General features: G+C 39.4%; 29 protein-coding genes. 12 read left to right on the top strand and 17 right to left on the bottom strand.

The genetic code is table 11. From position 1 onward, the window contains the following. Positions 1–12 precede the first annotated feature (12 nt). Together spoIIP and gpr are read right to left on the bottom strand one after the other, a co-directional pair. Positions 13–1,191 carry a stage II sporulation protein P gene (gene spoIIP / locus N780_RS14660; protein WP_232299548.1) on the bottom strand — a complete coding sequence of 393 codons (1,179 nt, stop codon included), beginning with the start codon at positions 1,189–1,191 and terminating at the stop codon, positions 13–15. A gap of 71 nt (positions 1,192–1,262) precedes the next feature. Beyond that, positions 1,263–2,366: a GPR endopeptidase gene (gpr, locus tag N780_RS14655; RefSeq protein WP_036785719.1), complete on the bottom strand. Its 1,104-nt coding sequence runs from the start codon at positions 2,364–2,366 to the stop codon at positions 1,263–1,265. A 175-nt stretch (positions 2,367–2,541) separates the two neighbouring features. On the opposite strand from gpr, the gene rpsT reads away from it, so the two are divergent. Next, positions 2,542–2,808, top strand: a complete 267-nt coding sequence (rpsT, locus tag N780_RS14650; RefSeq protein WP_036785716.1) for a 30S ribosomal protein S20 — start codon at positions 2,542–2,544, stop codon at positions 2,806–2,808. Between the two features lie 327 nt (positions 2,809–3,135). Here the strand turns inward: rpsT and holA are convergent, their stop codons facing one another. Then, entirely contained in the window at positions 3,136–4,173 is a 1,038-nt protein-coding gene (gene holA / locus N780_RS14645; RefSeq protein ID WP_036785713.1) for a DNA polymerase III subunit delta, read from the bottom strand. A gap of 338 nt (positions 4,174–4,511) precedes the next feature. Here holA and N780_RS19570 point away from each other — a divergent pair, with 338 nt between their 5' ends. After that, the gene (locus N780_RS19570; protein WP_036785709.1) at positions 4,512–4,646 is read left to right on the top strand and encodes a YqzM family protein; all 135 of its coding nucleotides are present in this window, start codon (positions 4,512–4,514) and stop codon (positions 4,644–4,646) included. 94 nt (positions 4,647–4,740) lie between these two features. On the opposite strand, the gene N780_RS14635 is transcribed toward N780_RS19570, so the two are convergent. From N780_RS14635 to N780_RS14625, 3 genes are all read right to left on the bottom strand, one after another. Continuing rightward, the gene (locus tag N780_RS14635) at positions 4,741–6,966 is read right to left on the bottom strand and encodes a DNA internalization-related competence protein ComEC/Rec2 (RefSeq protein WP_036785706.1); all 2,226 of its coding nucleotides are present in this window, start codon (positions 6,964–6,966) and stop codon (positions 4,741–4,743) included. Positions 6,967–6,980: 14 nt separating this feature from the next. Next, positions 6,981–7,559 (bottom strand): ComE operon protein 2, encoded by a 579-nt coding sequence (locus tag N780_RS14630; RefSeq protein ID WP_036785703.1) that lies wholly within the window; start codon positions 7,557–7,559, stop codon positions 6,981–6,983. Between the two features lie 66 nt (positions 7,560–7,625). Next, entirely contained in the window at positions 7,626–8,201 is a 576-nt protein-coding gene (locus N780_RS14625; RefSeq protein WP_036785700.1) for a helix-hairpin-helix domain-containing protein, read from the bottom strand. 82 nt (positions 8,202–8,283) lie between these two features. On the opposite strand from N780_RS14625, the gene comER reads away from it, so the two are divergent. Further along, complete coding sequence (comER, locus tag N780_RS14620) at positions 8,284–9,105, top strand: late competence protein ComER (RefSeq protein ID WP_036785697.1); 822 nt, start codon at positions 8,284–8,286, stop codon at positions 9,103–9,105. Between the two features lie 56 nt (positions 9,106–9,161). Here the strand turns inward: comER and N780_RS14615 are convergent, their stop codons facing one another. Genes N780_RS14615 through N780_RS14580 form a run of 8 tightly spaced genes read right to left on the bottom strand, consistent with a single transcriptional unit; the run spans position 9,162 to position 14,215 of the window. Further along, positions 9,162–9,920, bottom strand: a complete 759-nt coding sequence (locus N780_RS14615) for a class I SAM-dependent DNA methyltransferase (protein ID WP_036785694.1) — start codon at positions 9,918–9,920, stop codon at positions 9,162–9,164. 1 nt (position 9,921) lies between these two features. Beyond that, on the bottom strand, positions 9,922–10,290 hold the full coding sequence (gene rsfS / locus N780_RS14610; protein WP_036785691.1) for a ribosome silencing factor: 369 nt from the start codon (positions 10,288–10,290) through the stop codon (positions 9,922–9,924). A 3-nt stretch (positions 10,291–10,293) separates the two neighbouring features. Continuing rightward, the gene (yqeK, locus tag N780_RS14605; protein WP_036785687.1) at positions 10,294–10,875 is read right to left on the bottom strand and encodes a bis(5'-nucleosyl)-tetraphosphatase (symmetrical) YqeK; all 582 of its coding nucleotides are present in this window, start codon (positions 10,873–10,875) and stop codon (positions 10,294–10,296) included. Beyond that, a complete protein-coding gene (locus N780_RS14600) occupies positions 10,862–11,431 on the bottom strand; it encodes a nicotinate-nucleotide adenylyltransferase (protein ID WP_036785684.1) in 570 nt (189 codons plus the stop codon). The genes yqeK and N780_RS14600 overlap by 14 nt, the downstream gene beginning before the upstream one ends. Before the next feature lie 14 nt (positions 11,432–11,445). Next, positions 11,446–11,736, bottom strand: a complete 291-nt coding sequence (gene yhbY / locus N780_RS14595; RefSeq protein WP_036785681.1) for a ribosome assembly RNA-binding protein YhbY — start codon at positions 11,734–11,736, stop codon at positions 11,446–11,448. Continuing rightward, on the bottom strand, positions 11,730–12,578 hold the full coding sequence (aroE, locus tag N780_RS14590) for a shikimate dehydrogenase (protein WP_036785678.1): 849 nt from the start codon (positions 12,576–12,578) through the stop codon (positions 11,730–11,732). Before aroE ends, yhbY begins: the two co-directional genes overlap by 7 nt. 18 nt (positions 12,579–12,596) lie before the next feature. Further along, positions 12,597–13,697 carry a ribosome biogenesis GTPase YqeH gene (gene yqeH, locus N780_RS14585; RefSeq protein ID WP_036785676.1) on the bottom strand — a complete coding sequence of 367 codons (1,101 nt, stop codon included), beginning with the start codon at positions 13,695–13,697 and terminating at the stop codon, positions 12,597–12,599. Next, on the bottom strand, positions 13,685–14,215 hold the full coding sequence (locus tag N780_RS14580; protein ID WP_036785674.1) for a YqeG family HAD IIIA-type phosphatase: 531 nt from the start codon (positions 14,213–14,215) through the stop codon (positions 13,685–13,687). The genes yqeH and N780_RS14580 overlap by 13 nt, the downstream gene beginning before the upstream one ends. Positions 14,216–14,636: 421 nt before the next feature. Between N780_RS14580 and N780_RS19565 the strand changes: the two genes are divergently transcribed. The 9 genes from N780_RS19565 to N780_RS20105 all read left to right on the top strand — a co-directional run bounded on the left by N780_RS19565 (position 14,637) and on the right by N780_RS20105 (position 21,424). Then, a complete protein-coding gene (locus N780_RS19565; RefSeq protein WP_084599643.1) occupies positions 14,637–14,777 on the top strand; it encodes a sporulation histidine kinase inhibitor Sda in 141 nt (46 codons plus the stop codon). Between the two features lie 189 nt (positions 14,778–14,966). Beyond that, positions 14,967–17,300, top strand: a complete 2,334-nt coding sequence (locus tag N780_RS14575) for a Na+/H+ antiporter subunit A (RefSeq protein ID WP_036785671.1) — start codon at positions 14,967–14,969, stop codon at positions 17,298–17,300. A gap of 1 nt (position 17,301) precedes the next feature. Next, positions 17,302–17,640, top strand: coding sequence for a Na(+)/H(+) antiporter subunit C (locus N780_RS14570; protein ID WP_036785668.1), 339 nt, complete (start codon positions 17,302–17,304; stop codon positions 17,638–17,640). Continuing rightward, entirely contained in the window at positions 17,633–19,114 is a 1,482-nt protein-coding gene (locus tag N780_RS14565; RefSeq protein ID WP_036785665.1) for a Na+/H+ antiporter subunit D, read from the top strand. Before N780_RS14570 ends, N780_RS14565 begins: the two co-directional genes overlap by 8 nt. Before the next feature lie 6 nt (positions 19,115–19,120). Next, positions 19,121–19,597, top strand: coding sequence for a Na+/H+ antiporter subunit E (locus tag N780_RS14560; protein ID WP_036785662.1), 477 nt, complete (start codon positions 19,121–19,123; stop codon positions 19,595–19,597). Between the two features lie 16 nt (positions 19,598–19,613). Next, positions 19,614–19,907, top strand: coding sequence for a Na(+)/H(+) antiporter subunit F1 (locus N780_RS14555; protein WP_156969197.1), 294 nt, complete (start codon positions 19,614–19,616; stop codon positions 19,905–19,907). Then, positions 19,888–20,256 (top strand): monovalent cation/H(+) antiporter subunit G, encoded by a 369-nt coding sequence (gene mnhG / locus N780_RS14550; protein ID WP_036785656.1) that lies wholly within the window; start codon positions 19,888–19,890, stop codon positions 20,254–20,256. Before N780_RS14555 ends, mnhG begins: the two co-directional genes overlap by 20 nt. 221 nt (positions 20,257–20,477) lie before the next feature. Next, positions 20,478–21,197, top strand: coding sequence for an RNA polymerase sporulation sigma factor SigK (gene sigK, locus N780_RS14545; RefSeq protein ID WP_036785653.1), 720 nt, complete (start codon positions 20,478–20,480; stop codon positions 21,195–21,197). Between the two features lie 71 nt (positions 21,198–21,268). Next, positions 21,269–21,424, top strand: a complete 156-nt coding sequence (locus N780_RS20105) for a hypothetical protein (RefSeq protein ID WP_198135868.1) — start codon at positions 21,269–21,271, stop codon at positions 21,422–21,424. Positions 21,425–21,472: 48 nt separating this feature from the next. On the opposite strand, the gene N780_RS14540 is transcribed toward N780_RS20105, so the two are convergent. From N780_RS14540 to N780_RS14530, 3 genes are all read right to left on the bottom strand, one after another. Beyond that, complete coding sequence (locus N780_RS14540; protein WP_036785650.1) at positions 21,473–21,706, bottom strand: YrhC family protein; 234 nt, start codon at positions 21,704–21,706, stop codon at positions 21,473–21,475. 70 nt (positions 21,707–21,776) lie between these two features. After that, positions 21,777–22,469, bottom strand: coding sequence for a 5'-methylthioadenosine/S-adenosylhomocysteine nucleosidase (gene mtnN, locus N780_RS14535; RefSeq protein WP_036785648.1), 693 nt, complete (start codon positions 22,467–22,469; stop codon positions 21,777–21,779). Positions 22,470–22,523: 54 nt separating this feature from the next. Further along, positions 22,524–23,264 (bottom strand): YrrS family protein, encoded by a 741-nt coding sequence (locus N780_RS14530; RefSeq protein ID WP_036785645.1) that lies wholly within the window; start codon positions 23,262–23,264, stop codon positions 22,524–22,526. Positions 23,265–23,280: the final 16 nt, after the last annotated feature.

Genomic DNA, 23,280 nt, shown 5'->3' with positions numbered 1-23,280 from the left:
CCTTATTTCTGCTTACTGATCTCCACTCACTTTTTCCGCTTGCCAATAAAAATCACTAAACACACCCGCAACTGCATCCGCACTACGATAAAGCTCTTCTAATGTATTCTCTACTCCCCCGAACTCAATAAGAATAGCATTTTGAGATAAGTCTTGATTAAACTTCCCATTCGTACCTGAACCCTTTTTTGTCATTACACCTCGACTGAGCCCAGGATATTCCTCTTCCATTTTGTTATGAAGCTCATTAGCTAGTTTTAAATTTTGTTCGTAATGAGCATATTCTCCGCCTATTACAAAGAAGATTCTCGCAAACGACTCACCATTTATATCTGTAGTTGTATATTGCTTGTCGATGGAATCCCTGTGAAGATCAAAATAATATTGTAAATCCGCCTCTGTACTCATCGCTTCTTGCACAACAGACCTAGACATATCATACGACTCATAATACTCCATATCTTTTTCTTTCAGTTTCTTTGTTATATCAGTTTTATCGACTTTAGCACCAATGCCATTATCTTCTAAGCTTTGAGCCAGACGATCGCCTACAAGTGTAATATTCGCTTTAGAATGAAAGGCATCTGTTGCGTCTTCTGGAAGGAGAGGAAAATAAGATTCTCGATTATGGGTGTGGTAGATCAACACAACATCCCTATCACCAGTAGTGGGTAATGCTTGATCAGGAGAAGTTTGATCTTCTTGTTCAACTGGTTGCTCTTCAGTAACTACTTCCTTTTCCTTTTCATCAAAAATTTCCATAGGAGGAGCTGATTCAACTGCCATCGTCGTATAGTTTGTCCCCTCACCTGCTACAACAATTTGACCGTCATATGCCGAAAAACCCGGCAACTCTCTACCTAAGAAGGAACGCGGATCATCAGGCTGTATGCTTGTAGCTGTTTGAAAAATCATCTCAGAGATGCGAAGGTCTTCATATCCTTCCGGGTACGCCCCCTGAAACACACGATTCTCCATGCTCATTAATCGTAAAAAAGAGGAACCATCTACCTGACTTGTCCATGTATGCAATGTAGAAGAGGACAGCCGATAAGCTGGCTGTATAGATGTCAGTAAACCGATCAATAAAAAGATTCCTATTAAGCCTAGTAGATAGATGCCGCTTCGTTTATACCATTTCTTCAATTCTCTATGAGCAAGCATTAAGCCTTTAGAATTCAATGAGGTCACCCTTTCTCTCATGTTTCCTAACTCTAGTAAACTCTATGAAAACTAGAGAAAGAGTAGAACCTTCTTCTATTTTATCTTGTAAAAGAATCCTCTGTGTCTGGCTCCACATCTTGGTGTAGAGCAGCGTTCAGGCCACTCGCCACTACATGAGCCATATCTTTCATAAATCCGTCTACTTCTTTAGGGGTAACCATTAAATTGTGACCAATAGGAGTTAGGACCTCTTGAATAAGTGTTCTCTTCTCCTGAGCTGACAATCCACCAATCATTCCCATAACAGCTTTTCGTTGGTCTTCATTCGGCAGGTCTTCTTCTGTTAATTCTTTTTTCTCGCCAAAATCCATACCAGCAGGAGTTAAAGACTTAGATGGTTTCTCCCGCTCATCCCACTCACGCCCAAAATGTTTGAGCATATAGTCAATCGTGTCACTTGTAATGGTTACAGCATCGACAACAGTCGGTATACCTAAAGAAATAACCGGAATCCCTAAGGTTTCTTCACTTAATTCTTTACGTTTGTTACCTACACCAGATCCTGGATGAATCCCTGTATTGGAAATCTGAATCGTGCTATTCACACGGTCAATTGATCGAGAAGCTAAAGCATCAACCGCAATGACAAAATCAGGTTTCACCTTCTCAATTACACCAACAATGATATCGCTCGTCTCTAAACCAGTAACCCCCATCACACCTGGAGTAAGAGCTGACACAGGACGAAAACCTTTATCAACAGTCTCTGGCTGAAGTTCAAACATATGGTTTGTGACAAGCAGTTTATCAACTACCATAGGACCCAATGCATCAGGTGTAACATTGTCATTCCCTAAACCTACTACCAGACATGTTGCATCAGCAGCTACATTACTTTTAACAAGTAACTCTTCTAATTCTCTCGCTACTACAGAAGCCGTATGATGCATAAGGCTCGTATCATGCTTTCGTATGCCTTGAGATTCAATGGTAATATAAGAACCCGGTTTCTTACCGATTTGTTCTGCTCCGTTTTCATCAACTTCTACATAAGTCACCTTTATGTCTTCAGCTTCCTTCTTCTCTTGAACGCGTACTCCCTCACTATTAGAAGAACCTTGCTCTTTTTTCTCTGAAACCATGTCTTTTGCTTCAACAGCTAAATCTGTACGAATTTGAAAATGATCTAGATTCATTGACATACGAAAACCCTCCGTTTTTTTACTAGGATGCACGTCCATTTTGGCTTTCATACATAATAGAAAATCATGTGGTATTATATTTATGTTGAAAACTGCTGTGTGCTCTGATAAAATGTCTCTTGTTCGAATAAATGCTCTATAAAGCAGGTTCAATTTCTCCAGGAGGTGAAAATAGATGGCTAATATCAAGCAAGCTAGAAAACGTGTTATTACACAAAACAACCAGCGCGCACAGAACAACTCTTTCAAATCTGACGTTCGTTCTGCAATGAAGCGTGTTGACAACCTAGTTGACAACAACAAAACTGAGGAAGCTAAAGAAGCTTTCAAAGATGCTGTACAAAAGATCGATAAGGCTGTAGGCAAAGGTCTTATGCACCGTAACAAAGGTAACCGTCAGAAAGCTCGTCTTTCTCGTCGCGTTAAATCCGTTACAGCGTAAATAAGTCATTCCGTTTTTATGACCAACCAACAAACGATCCTACTAAGAGGGTCGTTTTTTTATGCAAAAAAGAGGATGCTACAATGAGTAGCATCCTCTTTTTTGTCGACGTTAAGATACATCAGCTGAAAGGGCCCTTACGTTTATGAGTGTTTGGGCTTGCTCGGGGACATCGCTTTCCTGCAGGGAGCTGGGAAGCCTCCTCAGCTCGCCGCGGAAAGGGAGTGATTTCCCGAACCACCTTACGCCCCAATAACGCATACGGAAACATTCTCTCGCTTTCAAAGCCAACTAAAAAAGCAACCTAAATTAGGTTGCTTTTTGGTGTTATGCTCTTTTCTTTTTAACATGGACAAGTTGATACAGGAGAAGTTCAAAGGCTAAGTTCTTTTCCATTCGGCCTTGTTTCATCGCTGCATCCGTGTCGGTAAGGAGTTGCATGATGGTTCCTAGTTGTTGTTCGTTAAAGCCGCGGGCTCGTCCTAATGCCATTTTTATTGCAAATGGGTGGGCTTTAATTTGTTGCGTCATTTGATTTTGTGTATATCCTTTTTGTTGAAGGAGTTTGGACTGATAAATCAGTCTAAACTGAGATGCTAACAGAGCTAGTAAGGCAATTGGTTCCTCATTTTGTTTCTCGAGGTCTTTATAGATCAAAATAGCCTTTTCAACGTTTTGATTCATCACGGCATCTACTAACTTAAGGGCTGAAGACTGAGAGTTATGGGCAGCTAACAAATCAGCCACTTCTTTTGTGATTGTTCCGCCTTCTCCTACATATAACGCCATCTTTTCTAACTCATTTTGAATAGACATAAGGTTTGTCCCGTTTTCTTGAATAAAAACATCAATGGCCGGGGATTCTATGTCTATATGTAAACCTTTTGCCAAGCTTTGCACCCAACTAGACATTTCATGTTCTTTGAGCGATTGACAAGGAATGACTTTTCCTGATTTTTTCATTTGTTTAACGATTTTCTTTCGTTCGTCAATTTTCTCATAAGGTGCTATAAAAACCACAATCGAATACTCAGCTGGTTGTTCCAAGTAACGTTGCAGTACCGACACATCATGTTCAATTTGCAATTTATCAGGTTTAGCCTTTAAGAAACTTGGATTTTTGCATAGTAGTAGCTTTCTTTCTCCGAGGAAAGGAAAGGTTTCTGCATCCATCATGACTTCTTGTATAGGAACTTCCTCTAAATCATATACGGATAAGTTTACATCTTGCTCCTCATCTGGAACAGCATTCTTTACAAGCGCTTGCTGAATATCCTGGATGAGATAGGTTTCTGTTCCATATAGTAAGTATACTGGATCAAATTGCTTCTTCTTTATTTCTTTAAGGGCATCAAAATATACCATCGTACCTTCCTCCATTCGGGTCTAACAGTATGGTATATGGAAATCGGAAGGCTTTCAAGTGTTGAATTATACAGAGTTTTAGCAAGGATAAGCAGAAGAGGGAAATGGTTCCCATTCCCCCCCACAAGTCATCTATATAAACGCATCACCTGAACCCCTAGGTAAGCCCAGGTGATAACGATGTTTTGACCGATACTTATAGCCTAGCCAAAACGAAAAAAACTATGGGTGTTAACTCTTGTCAACAAAGGGAACCGTATAATTACGAAATCTTCATGCATTGTAGATTTTTTTTATGAAACCGTTTATACTAATAACTGGTATAGGAGGGGTTAAACGTGAACGAGTTCAAAAAAGAAGTTCAATCACCAACGAACGACGTTGTAGACTCTGCCAAAGGATTCGCGTTTTCGTTCATCTTTTTCTTTGTTATTTTCGCGATTGGCGTGGGTATACGACTTATCGGCAACTAGCATTTATGCAACACATTATGAAAGAGGCTGTCAAACAGTCTCTTTTTTATGTTTGTAGAAAGAATAAATCAGGTAGCAATTAGTACAGAATATCCTATGGCAAATGACTATAAAATGTACCTGTCTCACCAGAAAATTGATAGATCACCGCTCCTTTCTGATCTGTCCTTATAATCTGTACGTCTTGTTGGTTTAAACGGTTCATTACTTGTTCATGCGGATGTCCGTAACGATTGTTAAGCCCAGCCGATATCAGAGCCACCCTTGGTGTTACAGCATCTAACCATTGTTCCCCTGTAGAAGTGTCACTGCCATGATGGGCAACTTTTAGTACATCTGCATCAAGCTCATAGGATAATGAACTGATATTTTCTTCCCCATTTTTCCCAACATCACCTGTAAACATCCAAACCAATCCACCAAGTTTGAAACTGATGACTAAGGAATTATCATTTTTATCTTCTGACTCCTTAATTGGATATAGTACATCAAAAACTGTCTCTTCAATAACGAACCGATCCCCGCTACTGACTTTCTTCCACTTCTCTTCTATTATCTGAAGATCTCCTCTAAAAAAAGAACTTGTTATTAATGTATCCACACTAAATCGAGTGATCACTTCTTCGGCTGCACCAATATGATCTTGATCAGCATGAGTCAGCAACAATGTGTTAACTTTTGTGATCCCCCTTTCATGAAGATAAGGTTGGATAATTCTTGTAAACGTTTCATCTTCCCCTCCTTCTAACACACCTGCAGCATCGATCATCATGACATGATTTCGATTAGGCCACTCTATAATGAAGCAATCTCCCTGCCCTATATCAAGCATCGTGACTCGGCCTGGCGAAAATAAAAACGGCACACTCGCTTCTGCTATTAAAATAAAGGACAAAACAACGCCCCACAAGAAGGATTTCCTTTTCTTCCCTAATTCCCATCTCTTCATCATCCACACAAACGCGAATACAAACAAAAGAATGCTAACAAAGGACATTTGGCCAATTACCCACTCTACAGCAAACTTATCCATTCCCCTAAGTGGAAGGAAACATAGCTCTAATGACTTCTGAAAAACAGTATCTAACTGATTAAGCAAGGAAGAAGGAAGGATATATACGCCTACAAGAATAATGAAACAAACGGGAAGCACAAATATAGACATTAAGGGGACAAACAGGAGGTTAGCTAAAAGAGATAGTGGATTAAAGAAGTAGAAAGATTGAAGTTGTAAAGGGAGGACAACTAATTGGCATAAGAGGGAAATCCTAAGAAGAGAATCAATGGGATGAACACTTAAGCTGATCCATTTTTTTGATACAAGAATTCCAAAAGTAACTATAAACGAAAATTGAAAGCCCAATTGATGGACAAGCGAAGGTTTCAAGATAAGAATGCTACAAAATAGGTAACTAATGATGTCTGTCATTGGCCATTTCTGTTTAAGAAGCGATAAAAGCATAGCTGCTTCCGCCATACAAACAGCTCTGATTACAGACGGTGCGCCTCCTGCAAATATAATGTAAATGGGTAGAAGAAACAAAAGGCAAATGATCAATTTACGCTTAGTTAAAAGGGAAAAACGAAGGGTGAGATAAGAGAAGAGTGCAATACATAACCCGACATGAAGGCCAGATATAGCTAGTAAATGAGAAAGACCCCACCGCTGAAAAAGATCGATGGTCTCATCCGGTAAATCACGATCTTCTCCAAATACTAAGGCACTCACCCATGATGATGTTAAAGGGGAAAGATTTTGATCTAAGTTATCTAATGCTTCTTTTCGTTTGGAGAACAACTCTTTATACCAGCTGCCCCCTTGGCAATGTAACTGAGAAACATCTACAATGATCGTCCCACGTATGCCTTTAAGAAGCATGAATGTTTCATAATTAAATTCTCCAGGGTTCCGGGAAAATGGATGACGTTCTACTTTACCAGACAAGGAACACTTCGACCCAATTTGAACAGATCTATGGTCCAGAGGCGAAAAAAGGAACGCATTCCATTTCTGTTTAGTCTGATGATCTTCAAAGATAAAGGAAGTATACTCTTTTGCAAATGTAGGATTCCCCTTTACAATACCACTCAATTGAGTCGAAGAGGAATGTAGGTCTGGAGGATTCGGAGACTTGAACGAAACAGAGGTTGAACATGTAATAAAGAGCACACACGATACAAATAAAAGTGGGCGATTAGCTGAACGGATAAATATCAATCCGCCCAGCCCCACAATACCGCCTATCCAGCTGTAAGAAACAGGCGCGAGGTAAACGCCTAGAGCTGAAGCTATAGCTAGCCAATAGCCATTTCCTTTCACAATCTGCCTCCCCATTAAGTTGTTATATGATGAGATGAAAATAAGTTCATAGCTTCTTCTTTCAAGCTTTCTATCTCTTCTTTAGGTGCACCTGCATGAGATAAACGTTCGATTAACCCATTTATATATTCGAGCTTTTCGAGTGCTTTAGGGTCAACTCCAGTTTCTTTTACTTCTACTTGAACAGTTTGTACACCCGCTTCCTTAAATAGCTCAATGGCATAAGGATGGTTTTTATAATCTTGTGCGTAATAAACAGTTTGAATGCCAGCTTGAATTAAGGCTTTGCAGCAGTGAAGACATGGAAAATGCGTAACATAAATTTCAGCCCCTTCTGTGGCAACGCCAAACTTGGCACACTGAAGTAAAGCGTTCATCTCTGCATGAATTGTTCTTACACAATGACCATCAATTACGTAACATCCTTCATCTATACAGTGAACGCTCCCTGAAACGCTCCCATTATATCCGCCTGCAATCATCCTCTTGTCACGTACGACTGTGGCACCTACGGCTAACCTTTCACAAGTGCTTCTTAAGGCTAATAAATGACTTTGAGCCATGAAATACTGATCCCAAGAAATACGGTTCATTATCGATCACCTTCTCTATTTTCATTTCCATTCAGTGTACTGCTTGTCCAGTTGTACGTCAATCAACTAAGGGACCTGAATATCTTCTACAAGTCCTTCTAAAGTTTTCTCTCCAATACCACTAACTTGAAGAAGGTCATGAACATCTTGAAAGGGGCCATTTTTTTCACGATATTCAAGAATAGCTTTAGCCTTGGATTCACCAACCCCAGATAAGGTTTTTAACTCTTCTAAAGAGGCTTGATTAATGAAAACCTTCTCCGTCATACTCCCCCCACCTTCAGGAGAGGCTGTTCCTCCCCCTTTAGCAAGAACAATCACAACCATCTCATCTTGTACACGCATAGCTAAGTTTACGGATAAAGGATCTCCTGACGATGTAAGACCTCCTGCCATTTCAATAGCATCTTCCACCCTGCTTCCCTCATTCAAATGATATACACCAGGACGTTCAACCTCCCCTTTAACATCTACGTACATAAGTGTTTTTTCAGCTGACGCATTTACCTTACTTTCTTCTTCTTCTTCTTTTTCGTGATTGATTACGAACTCATCATCAGAAGGTGAAGTTGGCCAAAGTATCCAAAGGATAAACCCTGCTAAAACAGCTATAGATAGAAAATACTTGTAGATTCGACTCATAAACGATCTACCTTCTTTCATATATTTGTTAACGGAACAGTAATTGCATGAAGAGATTATCTTGTAAAGGAGGGGACCTAACATGAAGTGGGGCATTATTGGTACGGGTAATATGGGAAAAATCTTGATAGAAGCGTGGATTGATTCAGGAATGATTGAAGCTGAGCAGCTTTATGTAACAAACCGAACCCTTTCAAAAGCGAATTCATTACAAAAAAACTACCCAGGAATTACGGTTTGTGAAGGAGCTGAAGAAGTAGCAAAAGAAGCCGACATGCTTTTTATATGCGTTAAGCCATTGGATATTTACCCCCTTCTCAATAAAATACAATCATACCTTACTGAGCAACAGTGCTTGGTTTCGATTACAAGTCCTTACAGTGTAGAGGATCTTGAAAATGAGGTGCCTTGTCAGGTTGTTCGGTGGATCCCAAGCATTACGAACCGCGCTCAATCAGGTGTAACCCTGTTAACATTTGGAGAACGTGTATCACCTTTAATGAGGGCTTATGTGGAGCAATGTTGCAAAGCATACTCTAAGCCTGTTCAAATTAACGAAAACGTCACTCGCGTATCCTCAGATATCGTCTCATGTGGTCCAGCATTTTTTAGTTACTTACTTCAACGATTTGTGGATGCGGCATGTGAGGAAACAAAGATTTCTGAACAAGAAGCTACAACTATGGTTACAGAAATGGTAATCGGGTTTGGAAAGCTTCTAGAGGAAGGACACTATTCATTGCCTACTTTGCAAGAGAAGGTTTGTGTAAAGGGAGGCGTAACTGGAGAAGGGATAGAAGTACTGGAGACAGAAACAGGTGAAATGTTTCATCATCTGTTCCAGAGAACTCATCGTAAGTACAACCAAGATAAATGGGAACTAGGAGAACAAAAGCGGGATTAATACTTTATTCTTCAATCTTCAACAAAATCCTTCAAGAAAAAACCGAAGAAGAGTGTTTACTCTTCTTCGGTGGGTTTTTGACATATAAAAAAGATGCGATCATTCTCTTCTTCATCATATCCACTTTCTTGTGAAAAGTCACTATGGATGCCTAAAACATGGAAACCAATATCTTGCAGCCATGCTACATATGTTGAAACAGGGAATGTTCTTTGGCTGTGGTATTCATCAAAACGCTCATATAGATCGTCCTTTTTCACAAAGAAAGTTAAATCGTGGGCTACAGAATGATCTTCTCGCTTTTCATCACAGAACCAAATGTAGCTTATCTCATCTGTTACGGCACTAAAAGTCTGACCGCTGAGGTACCCGTCTATATAACCTATCGAGTGAACATCAAACAAAAACAAGCCTCCTGGTTTTATCACATCGTGGGCATGCTGGAACGTTTGCTGAACTTCTTGCTCGTCCGTAATATAATTAATTACATCACAATAGCTAATAGCCATGTCATATTGGACAGGCATATTTAATGATGATATATCTTGCTTTACCCACTCCACAGAAGCGTTTTGTTCTATTGACTTCCGATTCGCTACAGCTAACATATCTTCTGAAAGATCCACACCTGTAACGTTGTATCCTTCTTTAGCTAAACGTATCGAAATCTCACCAGTTCCAGCTCCAAGGTCTAAGATACTCTCTACTCCTACCTCAGTGGAACGAATTGAGGATTGAGTAAACGTTACCCAATCCTGATAAGGAACATCTTCCATCAATTCGTCATAGATTTCAGCAAAACGACCATAACTCATATTACACCTGGTCTTGATTTGGTGTAATTTCTTGCATGCTATAGGAAGGAGCATCTCCCCATAGACGTTCTAGGTTGTAGTAGTTACGTTCATCTTTGTGGAAAATATGGCAAACCACGTCGTCTAGATCCACAAGAATCCAACGAGATTCTTCGAAGCCTTCCATGCGTTTAACAACCATGCCCTGCTCTTCTGCTGCTTCCTTAATCCCTCTTGCAATCGCTTGAACTTGACGTTCATTTGTTCCATGACAAATAATAAAATAGTCTGCAATTAAAGACACGTTTTGCATGTCCATTGCAACAATATCTTCAGCTCGTTTATCTTCACATGCCTGCGCGGCAATTTTCATAAGTTCCTTACTTTCCATGTTTTACTTCCCTTCTTGTTTGTTATTCTTACTTTTTGTTAAAGCGTTATACGCATAAAAAGTATCAGGATAAATAGGTTGATTTTTGCTCATTAAAAAGGCAATGGTGTTTTTTGTTGCCATCCAACATCCATAATCCAAGCTCACCTGAGCAGCTTCTCTTACATCGTCAATACCAGGGAACCTGCGACCAGGCTCAATATAATCAGCCAGAAAAATCACTTTATCCAAGGGTGTCATATGAGTACGGCCTGTTGTGTGATAATGAATGGAATCCAGGATTTCTACATCTGTAATTCCAACTTCCCTCTCGACCAATAACGCTCCTACAGGACCATGCCACAACTCATGATGGTAGTGCAGCAAATCTTTTGGTAAATAAGTCGAAGTGATCCATTTCTTCATTTCTTCTGTCGGTCTGTATTTGGCATAATCATGAAAAATGGCTGCTATTTCTGCCTTCTTTTCATCTACTTCATACATCTCCGCTAATTCAATAGCAGTCTCCATTACTCTCACTGTATGATCATAGCGCTCCTGCTTTAGGTGAGGTTTTAGTATAGCTAATGCTTCATTCTGATCCATACAATCCCTGCTCCTTTATAAAAGATTCTACAGATTGAGGTAACAAATACCGCGCTGAACGGCCCTGCATGATTCGTTCTCGAATAAACGTAGAAGACACTTCGAATACTGGGATGTCAATGGTTTGAATAGGGTATGGAGATGTAAGATCATGTCCTTTACGCTTTACCCCAACAAACGTGATCATTTCGACTAGTTCATCTATTCTATTCCACTTTGGCAAGTATTCGACCATGTCTCCTCCCATTATAAAGTAAAATTGAATATCCTCAAACTCATCAATTAATGTCTTAACCGTATCAAACGTATAAGAAGTTCCAGATCGTTCGATTTCAATTGTATTTATCTTAAAATGGGGGTTAGAATCTATCGCTAATTGCGTCATCTCTAAACGATCATTCACTTTTGTATTGGTTGCCGTTTTGTGAGGGGGATCATTTGAAGGGATGAACCACACCTCATCAAGCCCAAGTTCTTGGTACACCTCTTCCGCTATGAGTAAATGCCCCATATGAGGAGGATCAAATGTACCACCTAACAATCCAATTTTCTTCATACTAAACTCCTTTTTTACGGTAGTTTAATCTGCTTATTCTCATCTGATTCTTTGTAAAGAACGATCGTATTACCGATGATTTGAACGATGTGAGCTTCTGCTCCATCAGCAATGTCCTTTGCTACCTCATCTTTATCTTCAAAGCAGTTTTGTAAAATACTGATCTTGATAAGCTCTCGTTTCTCAAGTACATCAGAAATTTGATCAATCATATTTTCATTCACACCTGTTTTTCCAACTTGAAAAATCGGATTCAGGTGGTGGGCTTTCGAGCGTAAAAATCGTTTTTGTTTTCCTGTTAACATGTTGTATCACCTTTCAGTTGCTGTTCAAATTTAGTTACAATATCGTTTGCTTCAACAAACGTTTCTGTCCATTGTTCAAAGGCTAAGGCCGCTTGATAAATAAGCATACCGTGGCCATTTAGCACACGAGCTCCTCTATTTTTTGCCTCTTTCAAAATGGAGGTCTCAAATGGTTTATACACAATATCACTTACTATGGCATTATGACTTACATTACGTAAAGAAATAATTTGATCACTTTCATTAGGGGTCATACCTACTGAAGTCGTCTGCACAACCAGATCATAATGAGAAAGACCCTCTTCAGCTTTTTCAAGTGAAAGGACCGCCGATTCCGTGCTTTCACATCGTAGTTTGCGTAGTGCTTCTCCGCGTGAGGCTGTTCGGTTAGCGATATCAATGACAGGGGCACCAGCCTCCGCCAACGCTCTGTAAATCCCCCTCGCTGCTCCTCCTGCTCCAAGTAGCAACACCCGGGTTTTGTTTAAGTTTGTGTCCGGATATTCTTCAAGAAGAGAACGAACATAACCTTTACCATCTGTGTTGTACCCAATCCACTTACCGTCTTGGACGTGAACAGTATTAACTGCACCAACAGATGAAGCATAGGAATCAACTTCATCAAGATAAGGAATGATCTCTTCCTTATATGGAACAGTGACGTTAAAGCCATCTATTTCAATCATTTTCAGTGCCTGAAGTTTATCTTTCAATAGATCAGGGCTTGTTTCAAATATACGATAAGCCCCCTGTTCACCTTGCTTTTTAAGAAATTGCTCATGAATCCAGGGAGACTTGGAATGTTTAGCTGGGTAGCCGATTAGTCCAAATAAATAGCTCATCGTTAACCATCCACCTTTTTAAATTAATGAAGAACGAAGGGAAACACGTACACCTTCTGGTAAATGTGCCGTCACAGTAACTCCACCATGTGGTACTGTAATCCACCCAAGACCAGAGAATACAATGTCCGTTTTATCTTCTAGAACTTGAAAACTTTGTGCTTTTAAAGGTGGCAGTTTAGACTTCGTATCCTGATCAGGAGGAGAGAGTAGTTCTCCTAAATGAGTCTCATATAATTCATCTGCTTTTTCTAGCTTTGTTCGATGAATATTTAGTTGATTTGAAAAGTAACAAACAAAAGAATGCTTCTCACCTTTCGTAAAATCAAGCCTTGCAAGCCCGCCAAAATAAAGGGTTTGATCCTCATTCAATTGGTAAACGCGTGGCTTAATTTCTTTTTGAGGCGTAATGACTTTCAAATCCTTTTCTGATACATAATGTGCCATTTGATGCCTATTTATAACACCTGGCGTATCAAATAGTGACGCCTTTTCATCAAGGGGAATATCAATAAATCCTAGTGTTGTACCAGGGAAATAAGAAGTCGTTATTGCTTCTTTCTCACCTGTAGAATCTTGAATTAAATGATTAATAAATGTCGATTTCCCTACGTTTGTACACCCAACAACATATACATCTTTCCCTCGGCGCTGATGTTCAATTGAACCTGCGACCTCTTCCATACCTTCACCAGTCTTTGCTGACACCAGGAAAACATCATTCACTTTAAGCCCTTGTTCCTTAGCCAGACGTCTCATCCACTGTTTCACTTTATTATGGTTAACGGACTTCGGCAATAAATCAACTTTATTCCCTACAAGAATGATGGGTTTATTCCCAGTGAAACGTGGGAGACCTTGAATAAAACTTCCATTAAAATCAAAGATATCCATCACTTTCACAATCATTCCATCCGTATCACGGATTTGGTTCAACATTCTAAGAAAATCATCATCTGTTAAATCAACGTCTTGCACTTCATTATAATGCTTTAATCGAAAGCATCGTTTACAAATAACTTCTTCACGCTCTAAAGCAGAAGCAGGAGCATATCCAGGAGCTTTTGGGTCTTGTGTCTGAATTTCAGCTCCACATCCATAACAAATTACTTTTTCCATTCTTTATCCTCCCAATTAAGCATTCCTCGACTTTTCATCCAACCTAAGATCTGTCGCTCAATTTTTCGATTAATTCTTGTCCACAACCCATCTGTTTGAACGATAGGAACGACTAGCACCGTATGGAATTCAGCGCGATTGCCACCTAATACGTCAGTCAAAAGTTGATCTCCAACAACAACGATTTCTTCCTTATTTAAGTTCATCTCTTTCCTAGCTTTGCGAAAAGCTTTCCCAAGCGGCTTCCTCGCACTGTATATAAATGGAATGTTTAATGGTTCAGAGAAGAAAGTGACGCGACTTTCGTTGTTATTTGAAACGACTGTTACTTGAATATCGTTTTCTTTCATTAATTTAAACCATTGCACAATTTCTGGTGTTGCATCTGCTTGATCCCAAGCAACTAGCGTATTATCTAAATCGGTAATGATTCCTTTTATTCCTCGTTCCTTTAATTCGGAAGGTCTGATTTCAAATACAGATTGAACATGTTCATCTGGAAGAAACTTCTTTAACACCTTTATCACCTCGTTTTATGCCTTTTACCGTACAAATGGACCACTTATCCATGATATAGAATTTATCATTCCCTTTCAAAAGAAAGTTTACCTTCAAATAGAAAAAAAGCATATTTTATGTGCCACCTACTCATTTAGAAGAAAAAACGTTCGACAAATTCCTACACCATTTTAGTTGTGGATAACTCTATACACAAAACACACAAGGTAATCACCCTATTTGTGTACAATTTTTCCAATTTACCCACAACTTATATACAGTTGGTTGTGGATATACATGGTGTTGTAGCCCAATATGATTCGTGATACATTTAGTTCACACTAAAACAAAACATAATCTTATCACATATAAAGATGAATCTACATAGTCAAGTAAAATTAATTGCGGGAGGTGTAAGCCAACAAATTGTTGGTGATTGCTATGGAACATTTATCAGATGAATTGCTTATAGAATCATACTATAAAGCCACAGAACTTAACCTCAGCGCAGAGTTTATAAAGCTCATTGAAGAAGAACTACAACGGAGATCAATCATTCAGAATATTAAAAGAACAAGCTAAACGATCCGCCTATTGCTAGTAGCAATAGGCTTTTTTAATTGTCACAAAATCGTCAAACTCTTTTTAAATAGTATAAAGTTGCTTCTTACCTCTTTTTTTTATTACAATGGAGTGGATATTAAGCATATTGAAAACCGTATGTTAAAAGGGTACATTCTTTTATTCATATCGAGGGAGGACTTAGACTGAATGTTAACCGCTATTTTTTTACCACTGATTTTAGCATGTTTTATACCATTCCTAAGTAAATGGAAACATTCCATTCACACAGGCTGGTTCGTGCTACCTATTCCCTTCAGTATATTTGTTTACCTTATCACTCAGGTGGGTACACAATTCTCTCCTTTTGAGCGATCTTATTCTTGGATCCCATCCTTACAAATCAATTTCGATCTGTATCTAGATGGACTAAGTTTATTATTTGGGTTGCTCATTAGTGGCATTGGCTCTCTAGTTGTACTCTATTCTGTATATTACTTACATAAGAGTGAACAGTTGGGCCATTTCTACGTGTATTTACTCATGTTTATGGCTGCCATGTTCGGAGTCGTATTCTCGGATAACGTATTTGCACTTTATACGTTTTGGGAACTTACTTCCCTTTCTTCCTTTCTTCTAATCGGATACTGGAACCACAGAAAGGGCTCAAGGTATGGGGCGTTAAAATCAATGCTCATTACCGTATTTGGAGGCCTTAGTTTACTGGGTGGACTCTTACTCTTAACCATTGTTACAGACACCACAAGTATTCAGGCTATGATGGATCAGAAAGAAACGATTATTAACAGCCCACAATTTGGATGGATACTAGGGTTTATCTTCTTAGGTGCTTTTACAAAATCAGCACAATTTCCATTCCACATATGGTTACCAGATGCAATGGAAGCTCCTACTCCAGTTAGTGCTTACCTTCACTCAGCCACAATGGTTAAAGCAGGGATCTTTTTGATCGCCCGCTTCTTACCGATTTTCTCAATGAGTGAATGGTTCTTTATTATTGTTAGTACGGTAGGAATTGTAACGTTATGTTGGGGATCTTATATGGCTGTTCGCCAAACAGATCTAAAAGGAATATTAGCCTTCTCCACGATAAGCCAACTTGGTATGATTATGGCTATGCTCGGATTTGGAACGAAGGTTGCTGTATTTGCAGCTGTATTTCATATCTTGAACCACGCTACATTTAAAGGTAGCTTGTTCATGGTCGCAGGTATTATTGATCACGAAACAGGTACACGAGACATACGCAAATTAGGCGGTCTTATGACGCTCATGCCAATTACTGCAACACTTGCGGTGTTTGGTACGTTTTCAATGGCTGGCGTTCCTTTACCATTCCTAAATGGTTTCTACAGTAAAGAGCTGTTCTTCGATGCTTCTCTGCACCTTGAAGGAGAAGGTCTTGCCCAAACGCTTGCTGCGATTATCCCATATCTAGCTGTGTTTGGTAGCATCTTTACATTTGTATACTCCATGTACCTCTTCTTTGGGACATTCAGAGGAGAATACAAAGAGAAAGAATTGCCTCAAAAGCCACACGAGGCTCCGATTGGGATGCTCATCTCTCCTATCATCCTTGTGCTATTAGTCATTACAATCGGTTTAATTCCTGAGCTATTTAACAGTGCATTAATCGATCACGTAGCAGAGTCGGTAAAAGGTGAACCGATGGAGAAGGAGATTAAGTTCTGGCATGGCTGGGACGGGACACCACTTCATATGTCACTTATAGTTGTGGCACTCGGTGCATTGCTTGTTAGCTTCCGTTCATATTGGGCAGGAGTATATAAAGCAGTGCCAGGTGCTTTAAGCCTAAACAAAGCTTACGACTGGTTAGTAGATCGTACTGAGAAGTATTCAAGCACAATCACAAATGGGTATATGAATGGATCTTTAAGACGTTATGTACGCCTATTGTTGATCGCAATGCTTCTTGGGACGATCGGTACAATGCTTCTTACGGATGGATTAGCTTTAAACCCGACAGATGTAGAAGATGTTACCTTCCCTGAAATGTTAGTTGTTATTATGATGGTGTTAGCAGCACTTGCTACAATATTCACTAATAACCGAATCGCAGCTATCTTAATACTTGGCGTTGTCGGTTATGGTCTGGCCATACTTTTCGTTCTTTACCGAGCTCCAGACTTAGCATTAACTCAACTTATCATTGAAACGGTTACGGTTGCTTTATTCCTGCTTGTATTTATGCACCTGCCAGAGCTTAGAAAGCGCCACGAGTCAGCAGGAACAATACTAATCAACGCTTCTATTGCCATTCTGTTCGGAGCAATGATGACGATTGTTGGAATATCTTCTTATAACAGTAAATGGTTCGACCCCATTTCAGATTATTTCCTTGAAACGTCTGTAAAACTTGGTGGTGGCCACAACGTGGTCAACGTAATCCTTGTAGACATGCGTGGACTAGATACGTTATTTGAAATTGCGGTACTAGGGATTGCAGCACTCGCGATCTTTAACATGATAAAGCTACGCCGTAAGAAGGGGGCGGAAGAATAAGATGGAAATGATTACGTCCCTGTTAGCGGGTATTCTTTTCGCAACAGGAGTATACAACTTACTGCAGAAGCAGTTGCTACGCATTGTCATTGGAACAGCCCTTATCTCTCATGGGGCTCACCTTTTCATCCTGACGATGGGGAAGTTAAAGCGAGGTAATCCTCCTATTATTGTGGAAGGGGTCGAGAACTACGTCGACCCTTTACCACAAGCATTAATCTTAACGTCTATTGTTATTAGTTTTGGTGTTACGAGCTTCCTACTTGTTCTGGCTTACCGCGCCGCCAAAACAAATGACACCGACAATATGGACGAGTTAAGGGGTAACGAAAATGAGTAATTTAGCTGTTTTACCAATCTTACTACCACTATTAGCAGGTATTATCGTTGCGTTTTTCAACACAAAACTGACTGCGGTCCGTTTGTTTTCAAGAATTGTAGCCATCCTTAACCTTGTTGTTGTTTTATATATCGGATGGGATGTCTATCAGAACGGCACAATCATTCTTGAAACGGGTGGATGGAAAGCACCTTATGGAATCGTGTTAGTAGCGGATATGTTAGCAATGCTCCTTATAATCACAACGAACATCATTGCTGTTGCTTGCGTATTCTTTGCTTCTAAATCTTTAAGTGATAGGAAGGAAACGTATTACTTTTACACGTTTTTCTTCTTACTCATTACAGGGGTCTCTGGTGCGTTTTTAACAGGAGACCTATTCAACCTATTCGTATTCTTTGAAGTCCTTCTTATGGCTTCATATGCTTTAATTGTACTAGGAGGAGAAAAGGTTCAACTAAGAGAATCATTAAAATACGTTCTCTTAAACCTCTTCTCTTCTATGCTTTTTGTAACTGTGATTTCTTTCTTATATTCCGTAGTCGGTACGGTTAATATGGCACAAGTTGCTGAACGCGTACAAGAAGTTGAGCAAAAGGGGATCTTGACTACCATTGGAATTCTATTGTTCTTTGTTTTTGCTACAAAGGCAGCAGTATTCCCGCTTTATTATTGGTTACCAAAGTCCTATATTGTACCAAACCCCGTTGTTTCTGCTCTATTTGGAGCATTACTCACGAAGGTCGGAATCTATTCGATCCTTAGAACATTTACAATTATCTTTCATCATGAAGTTGACATTACGCACCAGCTCTTCCTTTGGTTAGCCGCTTTTACCATGTTGTTTGGAGTAATCGGCTCACTGTCTACTCATAACATCAAGCTCATTGTGGCTTACAACATCATTCCAGCTGTCGGATTTATGTTAATGGGAATTGCTCTATTTACAGAAACTTCTGTAGCAGGGACCGTCTATTACTTAATTCACGACATGATTGTAAAGGGAGCCCTCTTCCTACTCGTTGGGGCCATTGCAATATTAGCTGGAACAAGTGATTTACGGAAGATGAATGGACTCATTCATCATTATCCCGTCATTGGATGGCTATTCTTTATAGCAAGTATTACATTAGCGGGGATTCCTCCGTTTAGTGGATTTATTGGAAAAATCCTATTAATGCAAGGCGGTTTAGAAAAGGACCAATATGCAGTCGTGATAATTGGACTTCTAACAAGTTTACTCATCCTTTTCTCTATGATTCGCATCTTCATTCAAGGCTTCTGGGGAGAGAAAGACGAAACATTTACTCCTGATAAAAAAGGAGCGCGAGGCTTTACATGGCCTATTGCATTTCTTGTCTTCTTCTCGATTTATTTAGGAGTCGGAGCAGAAACCGTTTATCCAATTGTTGAGGAGATCTCTAAGTCCTTATTAGATCCTTCTCAATACATTGAGTCCGTGTTAAAGGAGTAAACCAATATGCCTTTTCAGATCGTATTAAATATTATCATTGCTATTATGTGGACGTTCCTTCAGGAATCGTACACATTTGGTAGCTTCTTCAGTGGATATTTATTTGGAATCCTGCTGCTGTTTACACTGCAGCGTTTTATCCCAGATGAGTTTTATATGAAGCGTTTCTTAAAGATTATTAGCCTTATCTTACTATTTATAAAAGAGCTCCTTTTATCTAATGTGACGATATTAAAATGGGTATACAAACCGAAGTTAGATATGGAGCCAGGAATATTTGCAGTACCTGTTGATCTTAAAAGCAATTGGGAGATCACACTGTTAGCGAACTTAATTACGCTAACTCCAGGTACACTATCTATCGCGATCTCAAACGATCATTCTTATATTTATGTTCACGCTATGAATATTGAAGATGTTGAAGCTGAGATCAACTCCATTAAAGAATCATTCGAACGAGCGATTAAGGAGGTGACAAGATAAGATGTTAACTGTAGAAATGACAAAAGATATGTTACACATTGTAACGGAGATCTGTATTGTTGTTACATCGATCTCTATCATCCTTTTGTTATACAGAGCTGTTGTAGGCCCCACTAACCCAGATCGTGCAGTTGCACTAGATACGATCGGGATTAACCTTATGGCCCTTGCTGGATTGATTGCCATCTATCTTGTTACGGCACAATTAAACGATGTTATTTTATTAATTGGAATTTTGCTGTTTATCGGTACGGTAGCCATTGCAAAATTCTTAGAAAAGGGTGTTATTATTGAGCGGGACATGGATTGAAATCGTTTGGGACCTCATCATTATGGTATTCTTACTAGCAGGTACCTTCTTCATCATCTCCTGCTCGATTGGAATCATAAGATTCCCAGACGTATACACAAGACTTCACGCTGCTACAAAAGGTGCCACTCTTGGGGTATCTGGAATTATGATCGGAGCTTTTCTGTTTCTTTATATTGAACACGGAATGATTAGCGGGAAATTAATCTTAGGGATTATCTTCGTTTTACTAACTGCCCCTGTATCCGGTCATATGATCTCAAGAGCTGCCTATCGCAGTGGAGTTCAGTTATGGGATCACAGTATTAAAGATGATTACAAAAAGGTCGTTGAATCAGACGATAAATAAACTCAAAAAAACCGTTCAGCTGAATCAGCTGAACGGTTTTTTTGGTTATTACGATTATTATACACATGTAGTGTAGATTGCCTGAGGCCGTGGTGCTTATAAGTACTAGAGCAGTCTTTGGGTGGGGTGTAATTCATGGAGGACAGACACTTTTCTCCATATAAGCGCATAAGGTGACTATATAGGCCATTGCCTAAATGTTTATGTGGAGGTGTATGCGCTTGTCTAGTTTATTGTCAGCTCTCGCCCTTTTTATTAAAGACACCCTATTCTTTGTATCCTACGTAAAAAACCATGCCTTCCCGCAACCCCTTCCACCAGAAGAAGAAGCCAAATGCCTGCAAAAAATGCAAGAAGGAGATGAGGAAGCTAGAAACAAACTGATTGAACACAATTTACGACTGGTAGCACATATTGTGAAAAAGTTCGAGAACACAGGGGAGGATAACGAGGATCTCATTTCTATTGGAACTATAGGTTTAATCAAGGGAATCGAGAGCTTTTCTTCTGGCAAAGGGACCAAACTAGCTACCTATGCGGCTCGCTGTATTGAAAATGAAATCCTCATGCATTTAAGAGCTTTAAAGAAGACTAAAAAGGACGTTTCTTTACAAGACCCGATCGGCCAAGATAAAGAAGGAAATGAAATTAGCTTAATCGACATATTAAAAGCTGAAAATGCAGATGTTGTAGAATTGATTCAGTTAAATATGGAAGTGGAAAAAATCCGAGAATACTTACAAATCTTAGATAAAAGGGAGAAGGAAGTCATCATTGGACGGTATGGGTTGGGATTAAAAGAAGAAATGACACAAAGAGAAATTGCTAAGACGTTAGGCATTTCGAGAAGCTACGTGTCTCGAATTGAAAAAAGAGCTTTAATGAAGATTTTCCATGAGTTTTACAGAAAAGAACATCAAAACACTTCCCAAAACGGATAGAAAATGTTTATCACAAAACACACCACTCTTTCATATGGTATAGCAAATACCTATAAGAGAGGTGAATACCTATGGGGTATTGTGGCTATGCAGGATACCCTTACACCCCCTATCCCGTACCATATCCATATGCACCTTATGGCGGTTATGGTCTAGGGTTAGCAGTGGTGTTGCTTATCTTATTGCTAGTGCTAGGCGGAGGATACTATTATTACCGGTTTGCTTAAACGTAAAATATAAAAAAAACAGATTCAATATTCATTGAATCTGTTTTTTTATTGAGATTCCTGATCTTGTAATGCTTGGCTGCACTTCTTCCATCGTAAAGTAAAGAAGAAAGCCCCTCCCATACTTAATGCAGTAAGTCCCATCATAATAGTTTCGTAATTCGATTCTGTTAAATAAGTGGTAATAATCGTACCCAGATAAAAGTATACGCTTAATATGAGCAACGTTATGATAAATCGAGCATAGTCTTCCATTCTTGCTTTCAAATGATCTGTATTCATGTAAAAACCTCCCCCTGTGTCCATTATAATAACACGGATACAGAGAGAGGTGATTAGTGAAATATTGGAATTACATTTGACGAAGCATACCTTGAATTAGAGTTGCTGCGTTTTTTCCCGCTGTTTCTAAATACTGATCAAATGACACATTCGATTCTTTCCCTGCTATGTCAGATAAAGAACGTATAATGACAAAAGGTGTCCCATAATGATGACTAACTTGCGCAATCGCAGCCGCTTCCATTTCAGCAGCTTGTAATTGAGGAAACTTACCTCTCACAAATTCAACACGTTTAGCTTCTTGCATAAACGCGTCCCCCGTTGCAATTAAACCTCTCACTGTATGAAGGTCAGGTAACTCCTCAGCAGCTTTTTCAGCAACTTGTACAAGTTCTTCATTAGGCTCATAAAAGGCAGGCATATCAGGTACTTGCCCGTACTCATAATTAAAGGCAGTCACATCCACATCATGGTGGCGTACCTCAGAAGAAATGACTAAATCCCCTACTTTTAACTCTTTAGCAAAACCACCTGCTGATCCTGTATTAATAATATGAGTAGGTTGATAACGCTCATGTAAGATCGTTGTCGCCATACCTGCGTTTACTTTCCCTATATTCGATTTCGTTAAAACGACATCTTTTCCTTCTAATTGACCTTTATAAAACGTACAACTGGCTACCGTTTCTTCTTGTTCAATCGCCATATTACTTTTTAATAGTTCTACTTCTTCATCCATTGCTCCAATAATACCAATTGTCAATTCTATCTCTCCCTTACGTCCTACACCGTCTTTATACGAAACTTACTGCTCGTCCTAAGACTGAGACTTGTATTTATTTTCTTTGATGACTTCCACCTTCATAGGCTTCCATCCTTTTCCTTCTACCCATGCTGTGTACACTCGATAAGTCTTTTTATCAGCTTTATCAGAAATCGTGGCTACAGCTGTTTGATTATCGCCACCATTATGTACCCTCCATAAAGTAGAATTATCCTTCGAAAGGCCAGAACCTAGATAAATTGAATCCAACATTTCATTCCAGTCTTGAGTCGTATCGTCAAATGTTGCTACATGTTTACCTTCTTGTTCTGTCTGAACCGCTTGCCATTTATCTTGATACACTTCAATAACATTATCTTCTTTTGTAACCGAAGGAATCTCTATGTATTCATCGGAATCTACTGTTTCTTCCTGATCTTCTGAACCCTCTGTTGATTCTGCTTCTGAACGGTTCTCTTCCACATCTGATGCTTGCTCATCTTTTGATGCTTCTTCTTTTTCTTCGGAAGGTGAATCCTGAGTTGTTTGAGTAGCCTCTTCTTTTGTGCCTTCCTGGTCTTCATCTTGTTTATCAGAATCCGTTTCATCCACTTCATCATCTTGACTAGCAGAATTCGCTTCTACCTGCTTGCCATCTTCCTTAGCCTCATTACCACCAAATGGCCATACAATTATGCCAAATAATAGGACTGCAAATACAACCGCCAAAGTACTAAAGCCTGTCACTAACTTCGTATTCTTACGTTTCTTTTCATAAAGATTCACTCGGCTCATTCTTCTTCCCCCTTTC

It is taken from the genome of Pontibacillus chungwhensis BH030062 (assembly GCF_000770675.1).
GTDB classification, from domain to species: Bacteria; Bacillota; Bacilli; order Bacillales; family BH030062; genus Pontibacillus; species Pontibacillus chungwhensis.
Note: the sequence above shows the minus strand (reverse complement) of the source record. Positions and strands in the feature narration are given on the sequence as shown.